The following is a 24,826-nucleotide window of genomic DNA, read 5'->3' as shown; positions in this document are numbered from 1 at the left end:
CACGGCAGCCTCACCGCTTCGCCCCCACCCTATCGAAAACCGGCCGGCCGGTAACTTACTTGCCGACCGGCAAGTAAAGCGCTCACCCTGGACGGTGAGCGGTCCACGGCGCGGCCCCGCCCGGGCCGCCACTCCAGAAAGGAGGAGGACATGTCCTCTGCCGACCGCACCGTCCTCGTCTGCGGGGCGAGCATCGCCGGTCCCGCCCTCGCCTACTGGCTGCACCGGTTCGGCTTCACCCCCGTCGTCGTCGAGCGCGCCCCCGCCTGCGCGACGGCGGCTACGCCGTCGACGTCCGCGGCGCCGCCGTCGAGGTCGTCGACCGGATGGGCCTGCTGCCGCAGGTCCGCCGCGCCGCCACCGGCCTGCGCCGGATGTCCGTCGCCGACTCCGCCGGACGCCGCCGCGTCGACGTCGACACCACCCTGTTCGGCGCCGACACCGACAGGCGCGACGTCGAACTGATGCGCGGCCACCTCGGCCGCATCCTGTACGCCGCGACCGAACACGACGTCGAATACGTCTTCGACGACTCGGTCACCGCCCTGGAGGAGACCGCCAACGGGGTGCGCGTGGGCTTCGAACGCGGCGCACCGCGCACCTTCGGCCTCGTCGTCGGCGCGGACGACCTGCACTCCACCGTCCGCCGCACCGCCTTCGGCCCCGAGGAGCGGTTCCGCCACGACCTGGGGCGCTACCTCTCCGTCTTCGGCGTGCCCAACCACCTGGGCCTGGACCGCGAGGTGGTGCTGCACAACGTCCCCGGCAGGCTCGTCGGCCTCTACAGCGCCGCTCCCCACACCGGCCGCGTCGCACCGCCCGCCCGGGAAAGGAGGCCGCCCCCGGGGTGAACCCGGAGGCCAAGGCGGTCTTCGCGTTCTCCTCCCGTGCCCCGCTCCCCTTCGCCCCCGCGACACCTCCGCGCAGAAGCAGATCCTGCCGACCGTCTTCGCCGACATGGGCTGGGAGACGCCGAGGCCGCTGCGGCTGCTGGACGGCAGCACCCCGGACTTCTACTTCGACTCCATCAGCCAGATCCGCATGGACCGCTAGTGGCGGGGGCGGGTGGCGCTCCTCGGCGACGCCGCGCACTGCCCCTCCCCGCTGTCCGGCCAGGGCACCAGCCTGGCGCTGGTCGACGCCTACGTCCTCGCCTGCGAACTCGCCGCCGCCGACGGCGACCACCGCGCCGCGCTCCCCCGCTACGAGGCCCGGATGCGCCCCTACGTCGCCCAGAACCAGGCCCTCGTCTCCTCCGGAGGCGGCTTCCTCCTCCCCACCACCCGCACCCGCCTGTGGCTGCGCGACCAGATGCTGCGCCTCGCCGCACGCCTTCCCGTCCTCAGCCGGCTCGGCAGCGGCATCCAGCGCGCCGCCAACGCCGTGGAGCTGCCCGACCACCGGGTCGCGGCCGGCCGCGCCACCTGACCGCCCCCGGTGCACCCGTGCGCGGGGCTCCCGAAGGGCCGCCGGGGAATCACCGCCCGACCGGCACCGTTATCCTGTGCGTCGGCGAGGTCGCAGGCCTCGGCCCCGGACGAGGTGCGTCGTACCCGGTCAGGACACGACGGCGCGGTACTTCCTACGACTCGGAGGCGGAGATGGCCTGGCTGATCCTCATCCTGTCCGGACTCATGGAAACCGTGTGGGCGGTCGCGCTGGCCGCGTCACGCGGCTTCACCCGGCTGTGGCCCTCGCTGGTCTTCCTCGTCGCCATGGCGGCGAGCATGGGCGGCCTGGCCCTGGCGCTGAGATCCATCCCGGTGGGCACCGGCTACGCGGTGTGGGTGGGCGTCGGCGCGGTCGGCACCGCCGTCGTCGGCATGGCCTGGCTCGGCGAGACGGTGAGCGTGGCGAAGATCTGCTGCCTGCTGCTCATCGTCAGCGGCATCGTCGGCCTCAAGCTGCTGCACTGACCCGCTCTGGCGGGGCGGCGGCGCGGCCGCCCCGCACCGGCCTACAGCTCCCGGACGACGCGCGCCGGGTTGCCGACCGCCACCACGCCGGGCGGAAGGTCCCGGGTGACCACCGATCCGGCACCCACCACCGTGTCGTCGCCGATGGTCACGCCGGGGCAGACGATGACCCCGCCGCCCAGCCACACGTTGTCGCCGACGGTGATCGGCTCGGCCGACTCCCACTTGGCCCGCCGCTGCTCGGGGTCGAGCGGGTGGGTGGGGGTGAGCAGCTGCACGTTGGGGCCGATCTGCACGTCAGCGCCGATGCGGATGCGCGCGACGTCCAGCATGACCGCGCCGAAGTTGACGAACGTGCGCGGCCCGATGCTGATCTGGTAGCCGTAGTCCACGTACAGCGGCGGGCGGACCACCACGCCCTCGCCGACCTCGCCCAGCAGCTCCCGCAGGACCTTCTGCCGCTCCTCGGCGTCCCCGCCGTCGGGGGCGTTGAACCGCTCCATCAGCCTGGCCGCGCGCAGCATGTCGGCCGCCAGTTCGGGGTCGTCGGCGATGTAGGGCTCACCGGCGAGCATGCGCTCCTTCTGACCTGCCACGTCCGCCTCCTCGTGCTCGGGGCCGTCCGGCCCACCCTAGCGGCGGCGTGCGCCCGGCGTTCCGGGCGCACCGGAACACCGGGCGGGGAGGTCAGCGCCGCAGGAACGCGTCGATCAGCCGGGCCGCGTCCCCGGTGGTGATCGCACGGCCGATCGTCGCGGCCTCGTCGGCGACGCTCTGCTGCGGCGTCGTCTCCCAGGAGCCGCGGATCAGCCGCTTGGCCTGGCCGAGCGCGAACGCCGGACCTGCCGCGAGCCGCGCGGCGATCTCCTCGGCGCGGCCGAGCGCCTCGTCGTCCTCGACGACCTGCGTGACCAGTCCCCACTCCAGGGCCTCCGCCGCGGTGAGCGCACGGTTGAGGAGGGCCATCTCCAGGGCGCGCTGCTGCCCGACAGCCCGGGGCAGCAGGTAGGAGACCCCGCAGTCGGGGGTCAGGCCGACCCCGGAGTAGGCCATGAGGAACCTGGTGGAGCGCGCCGCGACCACCAGGTCCGCGGTGAGCACGAAGGCGAGCCCGGCACCGGCGACGGCGCCGTGCACGGCGGCCACCACGGGCTTGTCCAGCTCGGCCAGGCGCAGCAGCTCGCCGCCGAGGACGGCGGCCAGTTCGTGCAGGTACGCCGACCGGTCCTCGGCCGCCGCCATCGACGCCACGTCGCCGCCCGCACAGAACCGCGGCCCCTCGCCCGTGACGAGGACCGCCCGGACCGACGGGTCGCGGGCCTGGTCGACGGCCTCGCCGAAGGCCCGCGCGGTCGCCATGTCGACGGAGTTCGACGCCTCCGGACGGGCGAGCGTGATCCGTGCGACTCCTCCGTCCACGGCACAGCGCACACCGCTCATCCGATCACCCCACCTCTCTTCGTGTCTGCGCCGCCCCTCCCCTCGCGGCCCCGCGGTGCGGCGGCCGCCGGGCAGCACCGAAACCCTAGGACGCCCGCTTCCCCGGCCGTGCGGCGGCCCCGCCTCGCCCGGCGCGCCTTCCCCGGACCGCTACCGGCACGTCACCGGTAGGTGAGCAGCTCGCGCCGCTCACCGGAGAAGTGCGCGTGGTCGTTGAAGGCCAGCAGGCTCACCCCCGAGCCGCCCGCGGCCAGCGTGGTGACGGCGGCGTTGACGGCGACCCGGTTGAGCGCCACGACCCCCTCCGCGGGCGCCGACAGCAGACCGGCGCACAGTGCGGCCAGCACCCCGCCGGAGGTGACCACGACCGCGTCGCGCCCGGGGCCGAGGTCGGCCACCAGCGCGTCGAGCGCTCCGGCGACCTGCGCGGCGAACCGCCGCCACCCGTCCTCGGCGTCGTCCTCGATCCACGCCCGCAGCGCCCGGTCCAGCAGCACCTGCATCACGCGCGAGTCCACCGGCCCCGCCCCGGACGCGCCCCCGTAGCGCTCCACCAGGGCGACGTGGTCGTACTCGTTCCACCGGGCGTCGGTGCGGGGCCGCCCGGGCAGCCCGGCCGCCTTCATCAGGATCTCCGCCGTCTCGCGCTGCCGCTGCAGGGTCCCGCACACCACCAGCGGGGAGCGCAGGCCGCGCCGGGCCAGCTCCGCGCCGACCACCTCCGCCTGGCGGCGGCCGAGGTCGGACAGCACGTCGTAGTCGTCGGCGCCGAAGGACGCCTGACCGTGGCGGACGAGATAGATGACCGGCATCGCCGTCTCCTCGGGGGTGGGGGATCACGGTGCGGTTCGGACTCCGGCGGATGCGGCCGCCGACCGGCCCGGCCTCCGACCCTACGCCAGCACGCCTCCCGCCCCCTCCACCGGGCTGCCGCATTGGCGCGGCCTCGGGAGAGCCGGTCGTCCTGCCCGAGTGGGTGCCCCGGCCGTGGCTCACTCGGGGGCCGCGGTCACCCACAGTTCGCGGGGCCGGTTCACGAACAGGCTTGTGACCGGCTCCGGTCTGCTGTCGAGCAGCCGCAGACGGGGAAAGCGCGCGAACAGTTCGGGCAGCACCACGTTGAGTTCCAGCCGGGCCAACGGAGCGCCCAGGCAGTGGTGGGGACCGTGCCCGAACGCCACGTGGCGGCTGTCGGACCGGGTGACGTCGAAGAAGTCGGGGAGGGCGTGGATCCGGACGTCGCGGTTGGCCGCCAGGAAGACCATCATCACCGGCTCGCCCGCGCCGATGGTCTGGCCGCCCAGTTCCAAGTCGCGGGTGGGGAAGCAGAACGGCAGCATCACCACCGAGGCGCTGTGGCGCAGGCACTCCTCCACCGCCCGCTCCCACGGCACCTTGCCGGAGGTGACCAGGGCGAGCTGGTCGGGATGCTCCAGCAGCAGCCGGACGGAGTTGGTGATCTGCCCGACCGTGGTCTCGAATCCCGCGTCGACGAGCAGGACCGACGTCCAGACGAGCTCCTCCTCCGACAGGGTGGAGCCGTCCTCGTCGTGGACCCGCAGCAGGGCGCTGATCAGCCCGTCGTCCGGGTTCTCCCGTTTGGCCGCCACCATGTCCGCGACGTAGGCGTACAGCTCCTCGTGCACCGTGGTGTCGGTGCCCGACAGCAGCCGGGTGACCAGGGAGTCCAGGGCGGGCCGGTCCGCTTCGGGAACGCCCAGCAGAGAGCCGATGACCCCCGTGGGCACCGGGTGGGCCAGGGCCGCGACGACGTCGAACGGCTGCGTGGCGTCGATCCGGTCCAGGCAGGCCCGGGTGAGGTCGTGCACCGCAGGGCGCAGCCCCTCGACCCGGCGGGCGGTGAACGCATGCTGGACGAGGCGGCGCAACCGGGTGTGCTCGGGCGGGTTCTTGCTGAGCATCGACCCCATGGAGACCAGCTTCACCAACGGGTGCTCGGCGGGGACCTCCCCCCGGGCCGCGGCGGTCCAGTGCTCGACACCGCGTTTGACCGTGGGGTCGGCCATGAGCGACCGCAGTTCCTCGTATCCGGTCACGGCCCACACGTCCAGCCCCATCACGTCGAGCCGGACCACGGGGCCCAGAGCAGCCAGGGTGTGGATGTCGCTCTCGGTGACACCGCCGTCGGCGTCCAGCGCAATTCTCGGCACTGAGGCAGGCAAGGAAACTCCTTCTGCAGAAGCGGTTCGGCGCACAGTTCCCTACCCACCGATGGACGGTTCTGTTGCCCCGAGACAGTTTTTCCTCACAGACACACAAGCCCCGACTTCTCACAATTTAAAGTCGTCCGGTTCTTGTTGCCTCCCGTCGCACGCAAGAAGCGGCGAACTGCTGTCTCCCGAAAATCACCAGGAACAGTTCACCCCACGTGCGTGGGGAGCACGTTTTCGTCGTGCTGGGTCACCGGCGGCCCTCCGGACCATCCCCACGTGCGTGGGGAGCACCACCCGGGCCGCTCGAGGCTCAGGTACATCTCCGGACCATCCCCACGTGCATGGGGAGCACCCTGGCCTCCGCGGCCAGGGCTGAGGCGAGGTCGGACCATCCCCACGTGCGTGGGGCTCACAAGGCGAGAGTAGGTTCCTCCAGGTCCTGTGTCGGTTCATCCCCACGTGCGTGGGACTCACTGGAGTGCGAGGAGTGCCGGGGCAGCCACCCCCGGTTCATCCCCACGTGCGTGGGGCTCACAGGTGGGGGTTCGTGACGGTCATGGTTGTCTCCGGTTCATCCCCACGTGCGTGGGGCTCACCCACACCGGCGGAACGTCGCGTTCCAGGTCCGCGGTTCATCCCCACGTGCGTGGGGCTCACTACTCCGTCCAGCTCAGCGGACCGTGCCCGGCCGGTTCATCCCCACGTGCGTGGGGCTCACGCCGTGAGCGAGGTCAGCGAGAAGAACGCTGACGGTTCATCCCCACGTGCGTGGGGCTCACATCCGTCGCGTCGACCTCCTCCTCGCCCTCCGAGGTTCATCCCCACGTGCGTGGGGCTCACCTCATCGCCATCCAGTTCGTGATCGCGATGAGCTTCTCCGCCTACGGCATGGCCACGGTGGCCCGTGTCCACGCGGACGTGCCGGTTCCTGCGAACTGGCTGCTGTTCGCGGTGTTCGAGGGGTTCGCGCTGGTGATCATGACGCTGATCAACCAGCGTGCCGAGCAGGGCATCCCCGCTATGGGGCTGCGCGCGGGGTACTGGGCGGTGATCGGCCTGGCCGCGGCGCTGAACGCCACCCATTCCGACACGTGGGCGGGACGGGTGGTGTACGCCTCGATCACTCTGCTGGCCGGCTGCTCCTATGAGCTGCGGATGTCCGCCAAGCGGGCCAACCGTGAGCGGGAGCTTCGGGAGGCGGCGGGCACGTGGACGAACCGCAGGCTCGCCTTGGTGCGGTGGCTGCACCCGGTTGAGCGGGTGCGGGTGGCGCTGGAGCTGGCGCGTGACGAGACGCTGTCGGCGGAGGAGGCCACGCGGATCGTGCGGGAACAGGCCGAGCGGGCGCGGCGGGAGCGTCTGCTGCGGGAGGTGACCCGCGCGGAGTGGCGGCTGCGTCGGGCCCAGCTGGCGCACCGCCCGTGGGGGTTCGGGTGGCTGGTCGACCTGGTGGAGAGGAGGAGGGAGTCCCGCGCCCAGGAGGCGATCTTCCGGGCCGGGCTCGCCGACTCCCCGGAGACGGTGGCGGAGGTGCTGCGCACTCTGCAGGTGATGACTCTGGCCCCCCGGTTCGCGGGGATGGACTACTCGTCGACGGCGGAGGCGCGGCGGGCGATGGCTGGGCTGATCACCCTGGAGCGGTTGCAGCCGCTGGAGTTGGGGTCCGGTCCGGTCCAGGACGTCGAACCGGACCGGGTTGGACCGGATCGGGTCGAACTGGTGGACCGGGCCGAGCCGGACCGGACCGGATCGGACCGGGGCGAGGCAGAGCACACCGAGTCGGAGGAGCAGCCCGAACCGGCGGACCGGACCGAACCGGACCAGCCCGAGCCGGATCGGACCGAGCCGAACCGGGTCGAGTCGAATCCGCTGCCCGCCCCGACACCGATCAGCACCCACCGCTCGATGGAACAGCTCCGGGAGGAGCTGCGAGCCGCAGTCGAGTCCGGGCGGATCACCGCGAACGTCGTCGACTGGTTCTGCCGGGAACTGCGGATCGGGAAGAAGCGGGGCCGCCAGCTCCGCGACTGGGCCAACGAGGTGGGCCTGTTCGACCCCGACAAGCAGGCACAGCAGGAAACAGCGCGCTGAGGTGCCTCTGCCGCCCCGGTGGCCGGGGCGGTGGGGAGACGTCAGCGACCCACCCCAACCTGGGAATGAGACATGCAGACCCGCACTGACACCGGATCGAACCGAATCGAACCGGGCTCGGGCGAACCGGTGGATCGAACCGGACCGGACCGGCCCGAATCGGCAGACCGAACCAGATCGGCTCGCCCCGAACCGGCTCCCGAACCGCAGCCGTTCCGCCCGGTCCCCGCTGCCCTGGGAGCCGCAGGCGCCCTCGGCATGGCCGTGTCCGGGGCGATGACCGCCGCGGGGCCCCTGGGGGCTGCCGCGGTCGTGGCTGCGGTGGGCACCGGAGCAGCGCTCTACGGGGCGCGTCGCGGCCGCCGCAGGACACGCCGCAGGTGGCTGGGAGCGGCCCGCAGCGGGGCCAGCCGACCGGCGAGACGGAGCAGTGCCTCCTCGTCGGGGGGAGGCTCCCGGGCGGCGTCGCCGAGCCGGAAGGGTCGGCCCCCGCTCGGAGGTCGGCTACCGCTCGGGGGGCGGACAGCGGTTCGGGGCGGCGGACCGGCCCGGACTGGATCGGCTCGAACCGGCAGCAGTGTGAAGCCGAGCCAGGCCCCGGCTCGGCTCGGATCGAACCGGACCGGTTCGGTTCGGACCGGGGCGGCGCGCGGTTCGGGTCGGATCGGACCGAGCTGGCCCGGATCGGCGTGGTCCGGTTCGGAGGGCTGGTCGAACCGCGGTTCGGTTCGGACCGGACCGAGCCGGGCCGGCGGTGGAGCGGCTCGAAGCGGATCGAACCGGGCCAGGGGGCCCCGGGTCGGCTTGGCTGCCCGAGCCGAACCGGTCATCACCGGGCAGCTGGCGAAGATGAGGCGCCGAATCGGATCGGTCCGGGGCGGCCGGGTCCTGCTCGCCACGGGCAGCGTGGCCTGGCAGGGGGTGTGCGCGCTCAGCCGTGTCACCTGGTGGATCGCCCGCACCTCCACCCCCCGGGCGGTGAAGCGCCGCCTGCGTCGCGCCTGGATCGTCCTGACCACGCCCCGCGGCTGGGCGGAACGGCTGGTCGACCCGTTCTGGAGGGCCAAGTACGGCCAGCTCTCCCCGCGAGAGCAGTGGATCGTGGCGTTCCTGATCGGCATGTGGGAGCCGATCGTCGAGGTCTTCGCCAAGGAGCCGCCGCCCAGGAGGGTCGGCGACCGGGCCGAACGCCCCAGCCACCCCACCTCTGATCACACACCGCACGACGAGGGAGCACACGACATGTCCGTGGAGATCGAAGACCTGCGCAGCGAAGGCGAGGAGCTGGCCGCCAAGATCGCCGCCTACGCCCAGGCCGTGCCGATGTCGCAGCTCGGACAGCTGATGTCCGCGCTGACCCACGTGGTCGAGCAGATGCGCGACGGCGTGAACAAGATGGCCGCGACCCTGGAGGAGGAGCGGCCGGCCAACCCCGCTGTGGTCGAGGCCCTCCGGGAGATGGGCAACGGCCTGAACGATGCCGTGCAGATCGGCGACGACCTGGAGCCCGTGTTCGAGAAGGCGCACGAGATCGACCTGGAACGCCTCCGCAGCCCTCGGGTTGCCGAGGAGGAGTGGGACAAGCTCCTCAACGAGGAGATCTGAGATGGCTGCGAGGCGCATCGACTGGTCGCCGCGGCACGGCCCCGTGTCCGGCAGCATCAACACCGCGCTGGGCCTCGGCGCGTTCACGGCCGCCAACGACGCGTTCACCTGGGGTATCTCCCCGTGGTGGGCGGCCGGCCTGGCCGGGGTCGGCGCGGCCGCGTCCTACGTCCACGCCCGCGCCACGAACGCCAGCCGGGCGGTGCGCGCCTACCGGCTGTTCTGCTGGGCCGGGGCGGGAGCATGGACGACGTACGCCCTCCACGACGGGGTGTGGGACGTCAACACCCTGCTGCTGGGGGGCGGGGCGGCGTTGGCGGCCGGGCTGCTCGCCCTCGCCGTGGCCCTGCGCCAGCACCACGTCCGCGAACACGCCCGGCAGGCCACCGCAGAGCAGCAGCGTTGGTCGGAGGCCCGGCAGTGGACGGCGCGCCTGGAGCGGGTCGCGAACATCAGGGGCGCGCGGGTGGTCGCGATCGAGCCGTGGATCCACCCGGACCCGGACCGGCCCGGCAGGGAGCGGCAGACCGGCTACACCGTGGACGTGGAGTTGCCGCTCGGCGGGGTGTCGTGGGAGAACCTGGCGATGTTCGCCACCCGGCTCGCCGCTGACCTGAGGCTGCCGCACGGATGCGGCCTGGAGGTGCGGCCGGGCGTGGACCTGGGGCGCGCCCTCGTCGACGTCACCACCCTCAACGTCCTCGACGGCGACATTCCCCTGGTCGAGCCCGAGACGCTGCCCGCGACGATCGACGCCCCGCTTCCCGTGGGCCTGTACTCCAACGGGTCGCTGGTGAGCCTGCCGCTGCGGTGGACCTCGGCGGTGCTGGTCGGCGCGAAACGCCAGGGCAAGTCGAACCTGCTCAAGACGGTGGCGCGCCAGGCGCTGCGCTGCAACGACGTGCTGGTCATGGGCATCGACCCCAACGGCGGTGCGGTGTTCAAGCCGTTCCTGCGGCCCTGGCTGGAGGGCCGCACCCGGCGTCCGGCGATCGACTGGGTCGCCACCACCGCCGAGGAGGCCGAGCTCATGCTGACCTGGCTGATCGGCGCAGTAGAGCGGCGCCGCGCCGGCTACTCCGACTACATGTGGCAGAAGGGCGGCGACGACAAACTCGCCGTGTCCCACGACATCCCCCACATCCTGCTGCTCACCGACGAGTCCAAGTCCCTGCCCAGGTCGGTGAAGACACGGTTGGTGGAGTTGAACGACCGGTGCGGGGCAGCGTCGATCAGCATGCTCACCTCGTGGCTGCGCGCGGTCGCCCAGGGCATGGAGGGCCTGCCCACGGACCTGCTCGCCCAGTCCGAGACCCGGCTGAGCGTGCGCGTGAACGCGCAGAGCGAACTGCAGCGCCTGTTCGGGCAGGGCACGAGGGTGACGGCCGCGCCCGCGCCGGGGTGGGGGCACGCGGTCGCCACCGCCGGGCAGCGGCCGATGCTGTACAAGGCGTCCCGCAGCCAGGACGCCGACGCCTACCAGGACGCGTTGACCTGCGACGAGTGGCGGCCCGCCATGGACGAGATCACCCTCGGGGAAGGGGAGGTGCGCCGGGTCTACGAGGAGCGGTGGCAGCGCGCTCTGGCCCACGGGTGGCTGGGCGTGCCGTCCCTGCCCGGCACAGCAGCCCCCTCCTCGCCTGCGGCGCGCCCCGCCACCCCGCCGGAGCCGACGCGGCCGCGGCGCTCCAGCGAGGAGCGCAGGCAGGCGGCCATCGAGGTCCGCAACCGGCTGCGTCGCCTGTCGGGCAGGCCGCTGCTGGACGAGAACGGCCACGAGATCGACGACGTCGACCAGCGGTTCTCCGAAATCGTCGCCGGCCTGGCACCGGAGGGGACGCTGCCGCTGCTGCTGACCGCCGCGCTGGCCGTGTTCGACGAGGAGGACACCGACCAGGTGCACCGCCAGGTGCTCGCCGAACGGCTCACCGGAGGCGACAAGGACCGTCTCACGGCCCTGTTCAAGGCCGTCGGCATCGCCCCGCTGCCGACCCCGTTCCGCATGCCCGGACGCGGCACGGGCCGCGGCTACTCGCGTCAGGCCGTCGAGGCTGCGGCAGCCGAGATCCGCGAAGGCCACCGGGGGGTGCCCGACGAGGTGGCGGACTGGTCCCCGCCCTTGTGACACCGGGTGTGACATGCGGTGTGACACGGCCGTGACGTCACACCCGCTGTTACACCGTGTCACGCCCGTGACCTGCGACAATGCGTGTCACGAGGTGTGACGTGTAGCCGGTTCCCCGCGTCGTAGAGGCAGTGGCCGCCGGTCTCGGACGGTGTTGCCCACAGGTGTGACACCGTCCCTGTCGACCGTCGCCGCCTGTTGCGACAATCACCCCATCCCCTGAGCCCTGTTGACGGAGTCGGTCGTGCCTAAAACCGCTCGCCTGCTGCTGTCCGTGCCCCTTCGGTACCGGTGGATACTGCTGGGTGCCGGGGCGCACGCAGTGATCCGCCGCACCTGTAGCGGGTGGGAGGTCGTGCAGTCCCATGCGGTCCGGGACGGTGACGAGGTCGTGTGCACCTACACCGATCTGCTGGACGCGGGGGAGGGTGTTTTCACGGTGGAGCTGGCTGGTTGAAAGCCCCTGACAGACGTACAGCCCCGCCCTATCCTGACGGTGGGACCCATACAGAACAGGAGCGGGGCTTAAGTGAAGGATACGGAAATCAGCGACAAGATTCGATCCCTGCGCCAGCGGCGCGGCTGGACGCAAGAGGAACTCGCCGCCCGAGCCGGCCTCTCCCGGGAAGTCATCGCGAAGATCGAGCGGGGCGGCACCGCACGCATGGCGACCTATCACGCGCTCGCCCGCGCCTTGGGCGTGCGCACCCTGATGTTCGTCTCACCCCAGGACCCCGAGCCGGTCGCAGACCCTCACCGCGACACGGCCCTGGCGCAGATCCGCGCCGTCATCAACCCGCCCGTCTCCGTGGACGGCGGCCTGCTCTTCCCCGCCGTGGAGGACGCCGAACCGAACCTGGACGTCCTGGCCGGTGCCGCTGACGCCCTGGCCGGGCACTACGCCCGAGGCACCTACAACGAGCTGGCGTCGCTGCTGCCCGCCGTGGTGCAGTCAGCCCACCAGCACGTCCAGGCCCTCGACGGGGAGGAGAAGGTGCGCGCCCACCGGGTACGCGCCGACATCCTCGTGTCTGCGGGCCAGTACCTGATCCAGGTGCGCGAGCACGACCTGGCGCTGATGGCGTTACGGGACGCGCTCACCGACGCGCTGACCGCGGACGACCCGGTGTTCGCCGCAGCCGTGGTGCCCGTGCAGAGCTGGGCACTGCTGCGCCAGGCGCGCTTCGACGAGGTCGAGAAGCTGTGTGAACGCACCGCGGACAAGGTGGAGCCCACCAAGCTGTCCAAGGCCACCCCTGACGAGCTCGGCGCGTGGGGCCACCTGCTGCTGTGGGCATCCGCGGCAGCCGCCCGCAACAACCGGCCTGAGGAGGCCGAGGACTACCTACGGGCAGCGGCGGCGGCCGCGGCCCGCCTGGGCCGCGAGGCCGAGGTAACGGGCCGCCGCCCGTTCGGGCCGCTGACCGTGGCGATGAAGGAGGTCGAGAACACTCTGATCGCGGGGCGACCGGACCGGGCCCTCCAGCTCGCCGAACAGCTGCCGCGAGACGTGGGGCTGACCTACTCGCTCGCTGTCCACCGCCACCGCATCGACGTGGCCAAGTCCCAGGTGCTGCTCGGCGACGCCGAGGCCGCCACCGCCACTCTCGCCGAGCTGCGGTCCGCCGTGCCCGGGTGGCTGCGCCACCAGCAGGCGGCGCGCGAGGTCGCCGAGGACATCCTCGCCGCCCGCACCCGCATGCCCTCGGCCGAGCAGCGGGACCTCGCCGATTTCCTCGGCGTCCCCGCCTAACCTCTGACCTGCGGGTTGGTACGCCGCATACACACCAGGAGCGCACCTGCCTCGAACGGGTGCACTCTGTTACTGTCACCCCTGATGAGCGGTGTGTAGCGTCCACCTACTGGAGGTGGACACATGAGACGAGATCGCCAAGAGGAACGAGACCTGCTGCACGGCCCCTGGCCGGACGAGCCCCCCGAACCGCCCTCAGACCACGGCGCCCAGGACGCGGGGGAGGAGAACTCCCAGTGACCCTCTGCCCGCGCAACTGCACCGAATGGGTGGCCTGGCGGGCCATCCAGCACCTGCCTCCCGAGCGGCGGCTCGACGCCGAGCTGGCCTTCCTGCTGCGCTGGGGCATCACCCACCGGCGCCTGCCCCAGGCCGCCCCGGCCCACCTGGCCGCACTGCCCGCGGGGGTGGCCCGGTGACCGTGCTCCTGCCCCGCCGCACCACCGACCCGGCCGACCGTGCCCCCGTGGTGCTCGACACGACCGTGGACGGCCGCTCGGTAACCCTCCCCGGCCGGCCCGAGCAGGCCACCGAGATGCGCAGCCGCCTGGCGGTGCTCACCGCCGCCCTCCCGGCCGGCCTCCGCGAGAACATCGAACTGCTGGCCAGCGAACTGTTCAACAACGCGATCCGCCACACCGCCTCCGGCCTGTCCGGGGGCGAGGTCACCGTGACCCTGGTGACCCTGTCCGACCGGGTACAGGTCCGCGTCATCGACGACGGCCAACCCGACGGGGAGCTGCGGTTCCCCGTCCCGCGGCTGCCGGACACCGACAGCGAGGGCGGCTTCGGGCTGTGGTTCGTGCACACCACCGCCACCCAGTGGGGGACGGCACGGCACGCTGACGGCCGCACCAGCGTCTGGTTCGAACTGTCCCGGCGCAGGGAGTGACCGTGGGCGACAAGATCGTGCTGCGGGGCGGCCCGCTGGACGGGGCCGTACTCGGCCGCGCCGAACTGGACCGGCTGGTACGGAAGGCCGGCTTCCCGGGGTGCTCCGTGATCCGGTTCGCCACCCCGGACGGACGCACCGGCGTCTACCGACTGGTGAACGGGCAGTGGGTCCACGTCCCCGACCACGGCCTGCCGCCCGGGTTCACACGTCCAGGTCCTCTCTGACGTAGGAGCCGCGACCGTGCACCGTGCGCACCAGGCCCTCCTCCACGAGGAGCTTCACGGCCTTACGGACCGTGGAGCGGGCCACCCCGAACTCCCCGATCACCTGGTTCTCCGACGGAATCACCCGGCCCCGCTGGTAGCGGCCAGCCACGATCCGCGCCGCGAGGATCGACGCGAGCTGCACCCACACCGGGTCTGCGGCCTCCGCGTCGATGTCGGTGTCGGGGCCGTAACGGTCACTCGGGACAGTCCATTCCATGGCGCGACCCTAGATAACCTCAGACCAGCGCCCCTAAGCGCATACGTGTGCAGTTAACTGCGGTTAACTCTGGTCGCGCGGGTTACGCTCCCCCTCATGGAGACGGAGCAGACGACCACCGATGACGACGTCATCAGCGCCCGCAAAGCCGCGGGGATGCTGGGGATTACCGTTCACCAGCTCCAGAAGTGGCGGCCCTACATCCCCCACGAACTGCGACCCGACGGAAGATTCGTCTACCGGACGTCTCGTCTGGAGGAGTTCATCAGGCTGCGCGGTTGGGACCGGGACAACCCGGAACCGCCAGACCACAGTGCACCGAGGGGAGGGTGGCCCTACATCTACGACGACACCGTCGATCTCGACGAGTCCGTGGTGGAAGCGCTCAGCTGGCCGGGGGAGGTCCACATCCACGTGCCCAACCCCGACATCATCGTGCTCCATTTCGGGATGCGCAGTCTGGTGCTGCGCCCGTCCGAGCACGGTCCCACCAGCATTGACCTGCTGCGGCGCCTGTCGGAGGCGTTCTCCGAGTGCGCGGTCCTGCTGGAGCGCCGCGACCGCCGGGAACGGTGGGCGGACCGCAGCGCCCCGAAACAGCCGTGGTTCGCGTGGCCCCCAGGCTGGACTAGCGGGTCTGGCTGAGCAGCAGGGCGCGCGTTTCCCCCAGGGGCAGCGCGCGCCCCTGCAGGGCGTCGTGGAGACGGCTGTAGTGCTCGACCTCGTCGGGGTCCTCGACCAAGACACCGCGGGGTGCAGGCCGACCCGGTCCGGCAGGACGTGCACACGCACCCCGGGACGCTGCACCTGCACGAGGTAGCGGAGCTGCTCGTCGCGGACCGGTTCGGGGATCTTACGCAGCGCCGACTCGTCGATGACCACGGTGAGGCGGGGCGCATCCGGACGGGCCAGGATCTGTTTGCGCAGCATCCTCGCCTCGACGTGACGCTCCGCCGTTTCCTCATCAACGTCGAGAGTGGCGTCCACCAGCAGCCGCGCATAACCGTCGGTCTGCACCACCTCGGGGAGGGCAGCCAACCCGAACACGCGGATACGGGACGCCCCGGTCTCCAGATCAGCGTGAAGAGCCGCATCGCCGAGCACGTCACGGTAGCCGTCCCACCACCCGGTCTGCGCGGCTTCGCGGGCGTAACGCAGGTAGGCGGCGCGCGTGGCGGGGTCGGTGACGTCGTACACGTCGAGGAGGGCGGCCACGTCCACGGCGCGGGGACGCCGAACCCGGCAGGTCTCCAGCCGGGTGACCTTCGACTCCGACCAGGACAGGGCGGGTGCGCGTCTCTTCGCCTCAGCGGCGGCCTGGCGGGCGGTGAGTCCCCGGGATTCACGGAGGTGCAGGAGAGTCCGGGCTATTCGGCGGCGGCGCAGAGCGGGACTGACGGCCACCTGTCACTCTCCTCTATGCCAGGGGTGTGGGGCGGCCAAAATCCTACGGCCGCCCCCGAGAGACGTGGCATTTTGTGCTTATCGCAGGCCAGGTGTCTTTTTTGTGTGCGGCATGAATTCGTCTGCCGTGTCTGAATCGGTTCATCCCCACGTGCGTGGGGCTCACGGCTGCTTCCCCCAGTTCAGGGGGGGAACCTTCGGTTCATCCCCACGTGCGTGGGGCTCACCAGTACGGGGCGGGGTTCGTCACGGAGGGCTCCGGTTCATCCCCACGTGCGTGGGGCTCACGACTGCGGAACGCCGAGCGCGGCGGCGAGTGCCGGTTCATCCCCACGTGCGTGGGGCTCACCGAGGCGGTGGACCGCGACGACCAGGCAGTGGCGGTTCATCCCCACGTGCGTGGGGCTCACTCCGGAATCGCCTGGCGGGCGCGCGACCCGCGCGGTTCATCCCCACGTGCGTGGGGCTCACCTGTTCTACTCGGTTTTGTGGGTCAGGTGGGGCGGTTCATCCCCACGTGCGTGGGGCTCACAGTTGACGACCTGCCAATTTGCAGGGCGTTATCTTGGCGTTACCATCCTTCCGGAATGGGAGGCATCCCTTGTTCGACTTGTTCCAGTGCTGACATCTGAATCAGTTGGAGCCCGTCGAAATCGACGACTGTGCGGCGACGTTCTCCCGCCGTGTGTACGGTGAATCCCTGCTCGTTGTCGTCGGGGTGGACGCACACGGCGGCTCCCTCCCCTACCGAGGCACTCACCGCAGACCACAATTCGTCCCTGACTCGGGCACTCATCGTGCCCACGTACACGCCAGCAACCGGTTCGAGCATCCACCGCGACAGTGCGCCCCGTACGTGGTCGGGAACGGCCGTCGTTGCGATCATCACGAGCCGGGTCATCAGGGCTCCCCGTCATCGACAGTGTGTTCCGCGTAGTTCACCCCTCCGGCGACGGCTCCTGCCAGCGGATCCCATAGGTCGACGACCTTCCAAGGACCTCCTGACCTCTGCGGTTCTTCTTCAGCGTGAACCTCGTCGGGGGAGTCCAGGGAGAGGAGAGTCTGCACGTCCTGGACAATCTGCGGAATCAGGCGGAACAGCTTCAGATCCTGGCGGAGCCGGAAGCGCGCCTCCCGTTCCGGATTGTCCGCCCGGCTCAGGGAGAAAGCGAGAGGAACAGTGGTCTTCGCTTTGTAGAGGTCGGCGATGTCGTAGACGAAGGCGTCCTGCTTGCCCGAGTGGACAAACCCAAGCGCGGGATGGCATCCCAGGTGAGCCAGCACCGAGTGCACCACTCCGTACAGGGCGGCGTTGCCTGCCGACAAGGCCTTGTTGACGGGGTCCTGGTTGTCCCAGTCGTGGGGATCATAGTTGCGTTTGAACGGCTTCACCCGGTTCTTGGCCGCCAGGCTCCGGTACAGAGCCTTCATGCGTGCCCCTTCGAGTTGTCGCAGCCTCTCGATGGACACACCGGGAGGCGCTTCCTCGCCGAACCGCATCTCGTACATCCGGGTGGCGATCTCCAGACGGCGGTTGTCGTCGGAGTAGGCGCGGGCCTGCCGGTCGATCCACTTCGTGGTGCGGTTGGGCGCGGGAAAGCTCCCGTAGTTGAGAATGCCGCCCGCGCCGCAGGTCACGACCGTGGTGTTGTGGCGCATGAAGGTTGCCATGGCCGGGCTGGTGATCGAGGTTCCCGGCCCCAGCAGGACGCACGCCAGTGACGCGGTGGGAATGGGGACGCGGTGGATGCCGCCGGCGTCGGTTTCGATCTCCGCGCACACCCCGGTGTCGGTCTGCACCACTCGGCAGATGTCCACGAACAGGAAGGAAAGGCCGTCCGACACTCGCGGCAGCATCGCGAGTGTCGGACGGGCCAACGCCTTACGAGCGCTGTCGACGTTCATCTCATCCCTCGACCAAGGCAAGGCTGAGCAGCCCGCAACCGTAGGATTTGCCGCGCCCGATGCCCTTGAGCACGGCGACACGTACCGCGTCGGCGTCAGAGATGACGGCGTCTCCCTCGAACCGCACGGCCGGGTACCAGATCTTGCGGCTGCGGTAAGTGGTACCGGGATCGCGAACGTCGTCGAGGGCCTGCGAGTAGGCGCTGCGTAGTTCCAGCCCGTTGGCAGCAGCGCGAGAGCGCCACCACTCGTCGGCCTCCGCACCGCGAAGCGCCCGAGTGTACTCCTTGGGCTTCGGTGGCGCCTCCGTCAATTCGAGACGCTGGGTGTTCTTCTCGGACTTGCCGAGCCGTTTGGTGGGGCTGGCCACGATCCGGTACCGGACGTAGTTTCCCTTCTCCAGCCGCGCCAGGAAGGGGTCGAGGTCGCGGGTCTGGACGTCGTAGTATCCCGGGCCGATCCGGTCGAGCCGCAGCGGGGAGCGGCTCTGCACCAGCAGGTGCAGACCGGCCCGAGTCTCCTCGACCCGGAACAGCAGGCCCGACTGCTGGCTGGGGTTGGCGACCCGTTCCTCGCCGAGATCGGAGGAGAGGCGGACCAGTTTGCGGTGCAGATCCCCGGCCGTGCGGAAATCGGCCCGTGTCTGGTGGTTCCGCAGGTCAGGGACGATCTTCGTCAGCCACGTCATGCCGCCTCCCCGGCGTACCGTCTGACATATGCGAAGAGTTTTTCCTGGTAGTCCCTACCGGGGCCGGCTACCAGGGCTGCGGGGACCTCGGTGGGCACCACGCTGATCTGCCTCAGGGCGTAACGGCGGCTCCTGCTCTCGAAGGAAAGAGGCACGTCGCTGAGCACGGCGGTACTGCGCGCGGCTGTGTGCTCGCCGCGTTCGTGGATCATGTCCACGACCACGGTCGCCGTTTCCTCCCCCACCCTGCGGTGAGGCAGCGGGACCGCCTCCACCAGTTCCCGTACCGGGTCGGCGACGCGACTGCGCAGCACCAGCAGCGGATCGGGCACGAACGCGCGCCTTCCCAGGTAGAGCTGCCAGTGCGGCGCGGCCAGCGCATCGGCGATCTCGTCCGCGCCGGGGCCGGAGACGGCGACGGTGAATACGGCGTCGGCCAGGTAGGAACGGTGGGTGACGATGGTCGTCTGCCCTTCCGGACGGCGTTTGCCCTCAGCGGTGGGCACGGTACGTTCCCTGGGCAGACCACCGCCGATCGTGTGGAAGTCGCTGAGCCGTACCCCGGTCCGGTCGACTCGGACGGTGAGCTCCAACTCCGCGTAGCGGTCCAAGGGGTCGCCACGGCGCACCCCCTGGGCTGCGGCGAACATGCCGACCAGGCCGGAGCGGCTCGGATAGGGCAGGGTGTCGCGCTCCCCGAAAGCGCTGTGCTCCCCCCAGCTCTGCATGGGCCCGGCCAGACGCATCAGGAATCCGCTCACGCCTGGTCCTCGTCGAAGGCCGCCGCGACCATCGCCTCGATGAGCGCCGGGTAGGAGCCGTGCCGTTCACCCAGCGCAGTGAAGTCGCTCTTGGTCTCCACCGTCGCGTAGCCGCGGACCGCGTCGTCGGGCCACACCTCGCGGAGCCGCTCCGCGTAGTCGTTGAGTGTCTGGCAGGCACGAACGGTGTAGCCGTCGCTGCCGTACAGCGCGGTCTCGAACGCGGGTGCGAACGAGACGGGCCGGTCGGATCGCACAGCGACGTGCACCAGATCGGGCAGGGTCATGGCTGCGGTTGCGTTCTGCTTGCCCGACGGCACGGTGCTCACGAAGGCGCGCAGGAACTCGGCGACAGCGGTGCGGGCCGCGTCGGCGTCACCCGTGTTCTCCACCAGTCGGCCGAGGTTGACGTTGGCGTAGCGGTAGAACGTTCCGGCGCTGAACTGTCCGGCGTTCATGTGGCCACTGCCGCGGTCGTTGTCCTTGGGCACGTCGTCCACGGCGGTGAAGAAGTCGACCTCCACGCTTGTGCCGTGCACGGTGAAAGCATGGGCGAACTGCACCGCGCCGTCCACCTCGGTGGAGGGAAGTTCGGCGAGCATCCGGCCGAACAGGTTGACCGAGACGTTGCGCCCCTTGAGGACCTCGGTGATGCGGTCGGCGGGGAGCACCCCCTTGGGGGTCTTCTTGGCTGCCTCCTTGGCGACGGCCTCCCGGTGTTCGTCGGCGATGGCGGCCAGTTCGTCGATCGCGGGAAGCGGCAGGTAGAACAGGACGGAGGTGGCCGGCGGCTCGCCGTCCTTCTCCTTCTCCAGCTTGATTCCGCCCTTGCCGACCGACAGTACGACCTGGCGTGCCCCGGCCTCGGCGAGGTCGTCCTCCCAGCCGCGTTCCTGAAGCCGTTCAGCGATCTTGCTGATGATGCGGCGAGTGCGGACCGCCTTGTCGCCGAGGCGGGTCTCCACTTCGTGGCGGACCGCGCGTTTCCAACTCTGACTGGACACGCGGGTGCGCTCCCTGCCGCCGTACACGACCGTCTTGGGGGAGCCCAGGTCGTCACGGTTGATGTTGGAGTAGGGCAGGGTCTGGATGGCGTGGATGTCCAGGTAGGTCATGCGGCTTCGGTCTCCTCGGTGGTGCTGTCCTTCTTGGCTCGTTCAGCTTCGCGGCGCAGGGTCTCCAGGGTGCGGTGGTAGCTCTGCACCCACTCCTTGGCGACCTGTCGGGGGGTGCGTCCCCAACGGGCCAGGTCGCGGGCGAGAACGCCCCAGTCGACGTGGACGTCGTCACCGCGCAGCTGCAGTATCAGGCGCGGCAGGTGGCGGTGGACGCCGTCGAGGTTCTGGCGGGCCAGCAGGTGCAGGCGCTGCTCGGTGGTGTCTGCGTTGAGTCCTCGCCTGAAGACTGCTTCAGCGAGGGAGACTCCCAGGTTGGGGCGCTGCCGCGATTTCCTGTTCGTGCTCTCGCCACCGCTCTGCTCAACGGGAGGTGTCTCGGCGGCTGCCGCGCCGTCCTGCTCCTCCTCGGCGGTCTTCGCGTCCTGGTCCCGGGCGCTTCTGGGCTGGGCGGCCATGATCGCCGCCACTGCGTAGAAAGCGCGTTCCACGGCTTGGGCCTCCTGCTCGGTCCCAGAACCGCGGCGGTCCTCGTCGCTTCGGGTGACAGGAACGTAGGGCGCGACCACACGGTGGGCGGCCAGCATGCGCGGGTCGTCGGGCGTCAGCCCCACGCCGCGCCGCAGTGCGGCCCGTGCCGCCGGCTCCTCGGCGACGAGCTTGCCCACCCGCTCCACCAGGGCGTCGGCTCGTTGGAGTACGTAATTACTGTTCATGCGGCCTCCTGTCGCGGTGTCCAGTGGTCGAACAGGGCGCTGCGGTGCCGCTCCACGACCTTGGCCACACGCGGGCGTTCGCAGTAAGGGCCGGTCACCTCGTCGTAGGCGGCCAGTGCCACCAGGTTGAAGGCGTTGCCGGGCCCCGCCGTGCCAGGGGTGTAGCCAGGGGTGGGTCGGTCGTAGACGATGTCCCAGAAGACCGATTCGGCCTGTGACCAGTAGCGGCTCATACCGTGGTGCGCCCACGGCCCGACACCGGTCTCGGTCTTGACACCCTTGCCGGAAGAGCCTCCCGAACCAGGACTGTTGCTTTCCTTCCACGCCTCCCGGCACGCTTTCTCCAAGCGGCGGCCGAGCGCCTCGGCGGACTTGCGGGCCAGGCCGATACGGTGCACGATGCGGGCGTTCTCGGTGTCGTCGGTCTCGTTGTCCTCCAGCCAGCGCAGCACGGCCGGGGTGGTGGCGGTGAACCACTGCTTGTCGCGGGTCTGGCCGTCCTGGTCGAAGCCGAAGGCTCGCAGTCGCAGCGCGTCCAGCACTTCTTGGGGGACCTGTGCCATGCGCGTACAGTCACCCAGGATGCGGGGGCGGTAGTTGCCGTCATCCTCACCGTGGCGCAGCAGGGAGTCGAGGTCGCGCCACACGGCACGCTCGGCCTGGGCGGGGCGCGGGTAGACCCGTCCTTCCTTGCTGGTCTGGTGGATGAAGTGGGGGTCGAGTTCCGGTGGAGCGCCGCGCTCCCGCCACGCCCAGGTCACCCAGGCGTCCACCACCTGCGAGCCGTCGGGCGAGGGCTGCACCAGGACGGCGTGGCGGAACTGGTTGACCAGGAGCCCGGCCAGGCCGGTGGGCTCCTCCGGGAGGCCGAGCGGGTCGTTGAGGTCGGGCCGCTCCCACGGTGCGAGGTCGACCTCGCCGGTGCCGGGATAGGGGATGTTGAGGACCAGGCTCTCGAACAGGGTGCGGCCCAGCGGGTGGTAGGAGACGGTGCCGCGCAGCGGACCAGCGGTGACGTTCGCCTCGTTACGTCCGCGCACCACACGGGAGGTGCAGCGCCCCGACGGCCCGTAGCCCAGGGTCGCCAGCAGGTGCCAGACGGCCTCGGCACTGGCGAGCGGCTGCGGGTCGAGGTCGTGGTGGTGGCCGCCGAGCCACACCTGGTTCTGCCCGGCGGTGCGTCCCCACGCCAGCTTGTTGACGCCCGAGCTCTTCGAGCACTCCTCACGCAGGCGGGGGTCCTGCATCCAGGGGCGTTCCGGGTGGAACAGGTCGAATCGGCCCGCATGCTCAGCGAAGTACGCGTCGACCGCTGCCGGATCGAGGCAGCCATCGCTGAGGAGTTGTGCGCGGCGGGCCAGCCACCTGGACTTCGATTTCTTGCCCAGTGCCTGGTCGAGCCCGGTGATACGGGCGGTGACCAGCGCGAGCACCCGCCACAGCACTGCCGAGGCAGGAGGAAGCGGGAGCTCCACGTCGGCGAGTTCGTGAGAACGGACGAGGACGTCGCGTAGCCCCAGCATCTCAGGCGCGGACGGGACATCGCGACCACGCGCGACGAGCCAGGGCGCGGTGGTCAGATCGAATGACGGTGGTGAAGGAATGGCTCCTCCAACAGGAAAAACAGGGCAGCCGACAGGCACGGTCGACTGAATCGGATGAGATGGACGGTACGGTAGCCGCCTGCGGTGACAAGAATGGCACCGCAGGCGGCGAATGGTGCGGGAAAGCGAGAAAATCCCATCAATTGGGTACGCGCCGGACTTCCCGCGAAGCTCTTCCCCAAGGCAGGACCGTGCGTCAAGTTCCGGATGATCCATCCGGTAGTCTGATCCCAAGCAGGTGCTGCCTGGTCAGCCAGAGAGCCCCACGCACGTGGGGATGTACCGGTAGACAGGAACAGGTAGGCGAGCCTGTGTCGTGAGCCCCACGCATGTGGGGATGGGCGCAGCCAGGCGAAGCTGGCTGCGCCCAGGGCACCTCATCTGAGGATGAGGGAGATGAGATTGGTCGCCACAACCAGGAATATGCCCCCCAAGAGCAGGAAGCCACAGGTCAGTACTGCTTCGAGCGTGAGCGAGACCCGCAGCATAGCGAGCACCTCCAAAGGTAGATAAGAAGAGTTAAGCGAGATTAGACAGTTTCGCGGGGCTCACAGTAGCACAGACCCCCTCACTCCTCCGCACAACGGGAAAACGGACAGTCTCGACCAGGGGTCGAGACCGTCCGTTTTTGGGGATGCTTTATTTGTGCGAGGAATCACCCTTCTTGTTCATGTTTCTCCGTCTGTGGGTAGCTGGACCCTGTCTGCACAGGCCCCGAGAGCTTCCCTGTTCAGGCCCCGCGAGGCAGAGGGCCCGCTGCTGAGCTTTGGCAGCGGAGATCTTCATGAGACGTTGGGTTCATGGAGGCCGCGCGCCGGTTCCCGAGTCGAGGTATTCCGGTCCGGCCCGCGACGGTCCCTATCCGCTGCCAACCCGGGGCGGCCCGCCCCGGACTCCCAGGCGGAATACCTCACGCCCCCCGGGCAGTGCCGACCAATCCGCGCTTGCGGACAGACAAGAGCGCCTGGCCGCGGCTCGGCGGACGCTCTGCTGTCCTGCTAGAGCCGGTTGTCCTTGAGGTCAGCGAGGAACACAACCCACTCGGCCGGAGCGAAACCCAGGTGGCCCAGGTCGCGGTGCTGGGTGTCGCGGACCAAGACCGCACTGAGGGTCTCGGCGACCTCGACACAGTTGCCTCCCGTGTCACTGCTGTAACTGGACTTGCGCCAGGAGACAGCCACCTCGACACAGGCTCCCGCGTTACCGCTGTAGCTGGACTTGCGCCAGTCAAGCCTCTCAGTCATGAGAGTTCTCCTATCACTTCATGAAGGGTCTTGAGGGACTCACGCCGGGACAGTGCCTCTGCCTGCAGCGCACCGAAGACAAGGTTGCACCGTTGGACATCTTCAGGAGTGTCGATGATGGCTTCTCCCAGCATGTGCTCCGCATAGGCCATCGAAGGGCGATCAGGGAAGGCCATGATGCGGAACGGCCCTGAGAGTCCAGGGTGAGGTATCCAGGCATCCTCTGGGATCACCTGGAACCTGATGAGTTCGTCCTCAACTGCACTCGCTACACGACGCAACTGTTCCCGCATAATCTCAGGTGTCCCGATCCTGCGCCGAAGGGCGTTCTCGTCCACAACAAACCACATCAATGGCCTATCAGGCTTTGTGACCACTTCGTGACGCTTTATCCGGGTTTCTACGAGTCGGTCCACTTCGCCTCTACTGGCCCAAGGCAGGCCTTCACGAATGACTGACCTCGCATAGCCCTCCACCTGAAGCAGCCCAGGAATGAGGACCGTCTGGTACTCCCGGATCTCTGTCGCCGACTGTTCGAGGACGAGGATGTTGGCGAACCAGTCAGGGATCTCTTCTTTGTTGGTGAGGTTGATCCATAGCCGCGTGAACGAGCCCCCTGTGTCGTGGAGGGCGTCCAGCGCTTCCGCGAAGTCCTTTTTGGGGATGCGTGTTCCGCGCTCAATAGCACTGAACATAGAGGGGGAAATGTTGGTGTTCTTGGCCAACTGAGCCTGCGACAGCCCAGCTAGCTGCCGGAAGCGTCGAACCTCGGAGCCGAACCTGATCCATACCGGGTGCGGTTTCTCCACCATGTTCTACAGAACAACACAAGCCAACCGAGTTAGCCACCGGTTCCGACCAAAAAGTTCAGACACGTGGAACCTCTGGCAGGGCCTTCTATGTGGTG

General features: G+C 69.9%; 26 protein-coding genes, 1 pseudogene, 1 CRISPR repeat array and 1 riboswitch. Of the genes and pseudogenes, 12 read left to right on the top strand and 15 right to left on the bottom strand.

Annotated features, from left to right (window positions below; genetic code table 11):
* Window positions 1–326 precede the first annotated feature (326 nt).
* From AC529_RS21255 to AC529_RS08060, 3 genes are all read left to right on the top strand, one after another.
* A complete protein-coding gene (locus tag AC529_RS21255) occupies window positions 327–851 on the top strand; it encodes a Rossmann-fold NAD(P)-binding domain-containing protein (RefSeq protein ID WP_198156347.1) in 525 nt (174 codons plus the stop codon).
* Window positions 852–1,065: 214 nt separating this feature from the next.
* On the top strand, window positions 1,066–1,428 hold the full coding sequence (locus tag AC529_RS21250) for an FAD-dependent monooxygenase (protein ID WP_332307046.1): 363 nt from the start codon (window positions 1,066–1,068) through the stop codon (window positions 1,426–1,428).
* A gap of 83 nt (window positions 1,429–1,511) precedes the next feature.
* Window positions 1,512–1,577: riboswitch (guanidine-III (ykkC-III) riboswitch) on the top strand.
* Between the two features lie 24 nt (window positions 1,578–1,601).
* A complete protein-coding gene (locus tag AC529_RS08060; protein WP_068755206.1) occupies window positions 1,602–1,916 on the top strand; it encodes a DMT family transporter in 315 nt (104 codons plus the stop codon).
* A 41-nt stretch (window positions 1,917–1,957) separates the two neighbouring features.
* Here the strand turns inward: AC529_RS08060 and AC529_RS08055 are convergent, their stop codons facing one another.
* The 4 genes from AC529_RS08055 to AC529_RS08040 form a co-directional block, all read right to left on the bottom strand.
* On the bottom strand, window positions 1,958–2,491 hold the full coding sequence (locus AC529_RS08055) for a sugar O-acetyltransferase (protein WP_068755205.1): 534 nt from the start codon (window positions 2,489–2,491) through the stop codon (window positions 1,958–1,960).
* Window positions 2,492–2,603: 112 nt separating this feature from the next.
* Window positions 2,604–3,356: an enoyl-CoA hydratase/isomerase family protein gene (locus tag AC529_RS08050; protein ID WP_068755202.1), complete on the bottom strand. Its 753-nt coding sequence runs from the start codon at window positions 3,354–3,356 to the stop codon at window positions 2,604–2,606.
* A 161-nt stretch (window positions 3,357–3,517) separates the two neighbouring features.
* Window positions 3,518–4,168 carry a histidine phosphatase family protein gene (locus AC529_RS08045; RefSeq protein ID WP_068755201.1) on the bottom strand — a complete coding sequence of 217 codons (651 nt, stop codon included), beginning with the start codon at window positions 4,166–4,168 and terminating at the stop codon, window positions 3,518–3,520.
* Window positions 4,169–4,348: 180 nt separating this feature from the next.
* Window positions 4,349–5,539: a cytochrome P450 family protein gene (locus AC529_RS08040; RefSeq protein WP_157080116.1), complete on the bottom strand. Its 1,191-nt coding sequence runs from the start codon at window positions 5,537–5,539 to the stop codon at window positions 4,349–4,351.
* An 816-nt stretch (window positions 5,540–6,355) separates the two neighbouring features.
* On the opposite strand from AC529_RS08040, the gene AC529_RS19555 reads away from it, so the two are divergent.
* The 8 genes from AC529_RS19555 to AC529_RS08005 all read left to right on the top strand — a co-directional run bounded on the left by AC529_RS19555 (window position 6,356) and on the right by AC529_RS08005 (window position 14,223).
* Window positions 6,356–7,621, top strand: coding sequence for a DUF2637 domain-containing protein (locus AC529_RS19555; RefSeq protein ID WP_449353668.1), 1,266 nt, complete (start codon window positions 6,356–6,358; stop codon window positions 7,619–7,621).
* An 849-nt stretch (window positions 7,622–8,470) separates the two neighbouring features.
* Window positions 8,471–9,226 (top strand): hypothetical protein, encoded by a 756-nt coding sequence (locus tag AC529_RS08035; RefSeq protein ID WP_157080114.1) that lies wholly within the window; start codon window positions 8,471–8,473, stop codon window positions 9,224–9,226.
* A gap of 1 nt (window position 9,227) precedes the next feature.
* Window positions 9,228–11,351 (top strand): hypothetical protein, encoded by a 2,124-nt coding sequence (locus AC529_RS08030; protein WP_068755195.1) that lies wholly within the window; start codon window positions 9,228–9,230, stop codon window positions 11,349–11,351.
* A gap of 244 nt (window positions 11,352–11,595) precedes the next feature.
* The gene (locus AC529_RS08025) at window positions 11,596–11,808 is read left to right on the top strand and encodes a hypothetical protein (RefSeq protein ID WP_068755193.1); all 213 of its coding nucleotides are present in this window, start codon (window positions 11,596–11,598) and stop codon (window positions 11,806–11,808) included.
* Window positions 11,809–11,880: 72 nt separating this feature from the next.
* The gene (locus AC529_RS08020) at window positions 11,881–13,104 is read left to right on the top strand and encodes a helix-turn-helix domain-containing protein (RefSeq protein WP_232306630.1); all 1,224 of its coding nucleotides are present in this window, start codon (window positions 11,881–11,883) and stop codon (window positions 13,102–13,104) included.
* Window positions 13,105–13,340: 236 nt separating this feature from the next.
* Window positions 13,341–13,523: a hypothetical protein gene (locus tag AC529_RS20415; RefSeq protein ID WP_068755191.1), complete on the top strand. Its 183-nt coding sequence runs from the start codon at window positions 13,341–13,343 to the stop codon at window positions 13,521–13,523.
* Window positions 13,520–13,996 carry an ATP-binding protein gene (locus AC529_RS08010; protein ID WP_068755189.1) on the top strand — a complete coding sequence of 159 codons (477 nt, stop codon included), beginning with the start codon at window positions 13,520–13,522 and terminating at the stop codon, window positions 13,994–13,996. The genes AC529_RS20415 and AC529_RS08010 overlap by 4 nt, the downstream gene beginning before the upstream one ends.
* A 2-nt stretch (window positions 13,997–13,998) precedes the next feature.
* Window positions 13,999–14,223 (top strand): hypothetical protein, encoded by a 225-nt coding sequence (locus AC529_RS08005; RefSeq protein ID WP_068755187.1) that lies wholly within the window; start codon window positions 13,999–14,001, stop codon window positions 14,221–14,223.
* Here the strand turns inward: AC529_RS08005 and AC529_RS08000 are convergent.
* Window positions 14,201–14,482 (bottom strand): GntR family transcriptional regulator, encoded by a 282-nt coding sequence (locus AC529_RS08000; RefSeq protein ID WP_068755184.1) that lies wholly within the window; start codon window positions 14,480–14,482, stop codon window positions 14,201–14,203. The genes AC529_RS08005 and AC529_RS08000 overlap by 23 nt on opposite strands.
* Window positions 14,483–14,578: 96 nt before the next feature.
* Between AC529_RS08000 and AC529_RS20825 the strand changes: the two genes are divergently transcribed.
* Complete coding sequence (locus AC529_RS20825) at window positions 14,579–15,127, top strand: hypothetical protein (protein WP_068755182.1); 549 nt, start codon at window positions 14,579–14,581, stop codon at window positions 15,125–15,127.
* A gap of 108 nt (window positions 15,128–15,235) precedes the next feature.
* On the opposite strand, the pseudogene AC529_RS21320 reads toward AC529_RS20825, so the two are convergent.
* The 10 genes and pseudogenes from AC529_RS21320 to AC529_RS07945 form a co-directional block, all read right to left on the bottom strand.
* Window positions 15,236–15,886 (bottom strand): annotated as a pseudogene (locus AC529_RS21320) (Scr1 family TA system antitoxin-like transcriptional regulator); the annotation flags it as partial.
* A 137-nt stretch (window positions 15,887–16,023) separates the two neighbouring features.
* Window positions 16,024–16,418: a CRISPR direct-repeat array (repeat unit 29 nt; unit sequence CGGTTCATCCCCACGTGCGTGGGGCTCAC).
* A 39-nt stretch (window positions 16,419–16,457) separates the two neighbouring features.
* Entirely contained in the window at window positions 16,458–16,787 is a 330-nt protein-coding gene (gene cas2e, locus AC529_RS07985; RefSeq protein WP_068755179.1) for a type I-E CRISPR-associated endoribonuclease Cas2e, read from the bottom strand.
* Window positions 16,787–17,791, bottom strand: coding sequence for a type I-E CRISPR-associated endonuclease Cas1e (cas1e, locus tag AC529_RS07980; RefSeq protein ID WP_068755176.1), 1,005 nt, complete (start codon window positions 17,789–17,791; stop codon window positions 16,787–16,789). Before cas1e ends, cas2e begins: the two co-directional genes overlap by 1 nt.
* A 1-nt stretch (window position 17,792) precedes the next feature.
* The gene (gene cas6e, locus AC529_RS07975; RefSeq protein ID WP_068755174.1) at window positions 17,793–18,479 is read right to left on the bottom strand and encodes a type I-E CRISPR-associated protein Cas6/Cse3/CasE; all 687 of its coding nucleotides are present in this window, start codon (window positions 18,477–18,479) and stop codon (window positions 17,793–17,795) included.
* Complete coding sequence (gene cas5e, locus AC529_RS07970) at window positions 18,476–19,240, bottom strand: type I-E CRISPR-associated protein Cas5/CasD (RefSeq protein ID WP_068755173.1); 765 nt, start codon at window positions 19,238–19,240, stop codon at window positions 18,476–18,478. Before cas5e ends, cas6e begins: the two co-directional genes overlap by 4 nt.
* Window positions 19,237–20,355: a type I-E CRISPR-associated protein Cas7/Cse4/CasC gene (gene cas7e, locus AC529_RS07965; RefSeq protein ID WP_068755171.1), complete on the bottom strand. Its 1,119-nt coding sequence runs from the start codon at window positions 20,353–20,355 to the stop codon at window positions 19,237–19,239. Before cas7e ends, cas5e begins: the two co-directional genes overlap by 4 nt.
* On the bottom strand, window positions 20,352–21,071 hold the full coding sequence (gene casB / locus AC529_RS07960; RefSeq protein ID WP_068755169.1) for a type I-E CRISPR-associated protein Cse2/CasB: 720 nt from the start codon (window positions 21,069–21,071) through the stop codon (window positions 20,352–20,354). Before casB ends, cas7e begins: the two co-directional genes overlap by 4 nt.
* Complete coding sequence (gene casA, locus AC529_RS07955) at window positions 21,068–22,714, bottom strand: type I-E CRISPR-associated protein Cse1/CasA (protein ID WP_083948038.1); 1,647 nt, start codon at window positions 22,712–22,714, stop codon at window positions 21,068–21,070. Before casA ends, casB begins: the two co-directional genes overlap by 4 nt.
* Window positions 22,715–23,673: 959 nt before the next feature.
* Complete coding sequence (locus AC529_RS07950; RefSeq protein ID WP_083948037.1) at window positions 23,674–23,919, bottom strand: DUF397 domain-containing protein; 246 nt, start codon at window positions 23,917–23,919, stop codon at window positions 23,674–23,676.
* Window positions 23,916–24,731: a helix-turn-helix domain-containing protein gene (locus AC529_RS07945; protein WP_068755167.1), complete on the bottom strand. Its 816-nt coding sequence runs from the start codon at window positions 24,729–24,731 to the stop codon at window positions 23,916–23,918. The genes AC529_RS07950 and AC529_RS07945 overlap by 4 nt, the downstream gene beginning before the upstream one ends.
* Between the last annotated feature and the right edge of the window lie 95 nt (window positions 24,732–24,826).

The organism is Thermobifida cellulosilytica TB100, from assembly GCF_001517975.1.
GTDB classification, from domain to species: Bacteria; Actinomycetota; Actinomycetes; order Streptosporangiales; family Streptosporangiaceae; genus Thermobifida; species Thermobifida cellulosilytica.
Note: the sequence above shows the minus strand (reverse complement) of the source record. Positions and strands in the feature narration are given on the sequence as shown.

Bases quoted from the DNA above. Each gene is read 5' to 3' on its own strand.
- AC529_RS21255 (WP_198156347.1), top strand. From the start codon at position 327: ATGGGCCTGCTGCCGCAGGTCCGCCGCGCCGCCACCGGCCTGCGCCGG.
- AC529_RS08060 (WP_068755206.1), top strand. From the start codon at position 1,602: ATGGCCTGGCTGATCCTCATCCTGTCCGGACTCATGGAAACCGTGTGG.
- AC529_RS08055 (WP_068755205.1), bottom strand. From the start codon at position 2,491: ATGCTCGCCGGTGAGCCCTACATCGCCGACGACCCCGAACTGGCGGCC.
- AC529_RS08050 (WP_068755202.1), bottom strand. From the start codon at position 3,356: ATGAGCGGTGTGCGCTGTGCCGTGGACGGAGGAGTCGCACGGATCACG.
- AC529_RS08045 (WP_068755201.1), bottom strand. From the start codon at position 4,168: ATGCCGGTCATCTATCTCGTCCGCCACGGTCAGGCGTCCTTCGGCGCC.
- AC529_RS08035 (WP_157080114.1), top strand. From the start codon at position 8,471: ATGAGGCGCCGAATCGGATCGGTCCGGGGCGGCCGGGTCCTGCTCGCC.
- AC529_RS08030 (WP_068755195.1), top strand. From the start codon at position 9,228: ATGGCTGCGAGGCGCATCGACTGGTCGCCGCGGCACGGCCCCGTGTCC.
- AC529_RS08000 (WP_068755184.1), bottom strand. From the start codon at position 14,482: ATGGAATGGACTGTCCCGAGTGACCGTTACGGCCCCGACACCGACATC.
- AC529_RS20825 (WP_068755182.1), top strand. From the start codon at position 14,579: ATGGAGACGGAGCAGACGACCACCGATGACGACGTCATCAGCGCCCGC.
- cas2e (WP_068755179.1), bottom strand. From the start codon at position 16,787: ATGACCCGGCTCGTGATGATCGCAACGACGGCCGTTCCCGACCACGTA.
- cas1e (WP_068755176.1), bottom strand. From the start codon at position 17,791: ATGAACGTCGACAGCGCTCGTAAGGCGTTGGCCCGTCCGACACTCGCG.
- cas6e (WP_068755174.1), bottom strand. From the start codon at position 18,479: ATGACGTGGCTGACGAAGATCGTCCCTGACCTGCGGAACCACCAGACA.
- cas7e (WP_068755171.1), bottom strand. From the start codon at position 20,355: ATGACCTACCTGGACATCCACGCCATCCAGACCCTGCCCTACTCCAAC.
- casB (WP_068755169.1), bottom strand. From the start codon at position 21,071: ATGAACAGTAATTACGTACTCCAACGAGCCGACGCCCTGGTGGAGCGG.
- AC529_RS07950 (WP_083948037.1), bottom strand. From the start codon at position 23,919: ATGACTGAGAGGCTTGACTGGCGCAAGTCCAGCTACAGCGGTAACGCG.
- AC529_RS07945 (WP_068755167.1), bottom strand. From the start codon at position 24,731: ATGGTGGAGAAACCGCACCCGGTATGGATCAGGTTCGGCTCCGAGGTT.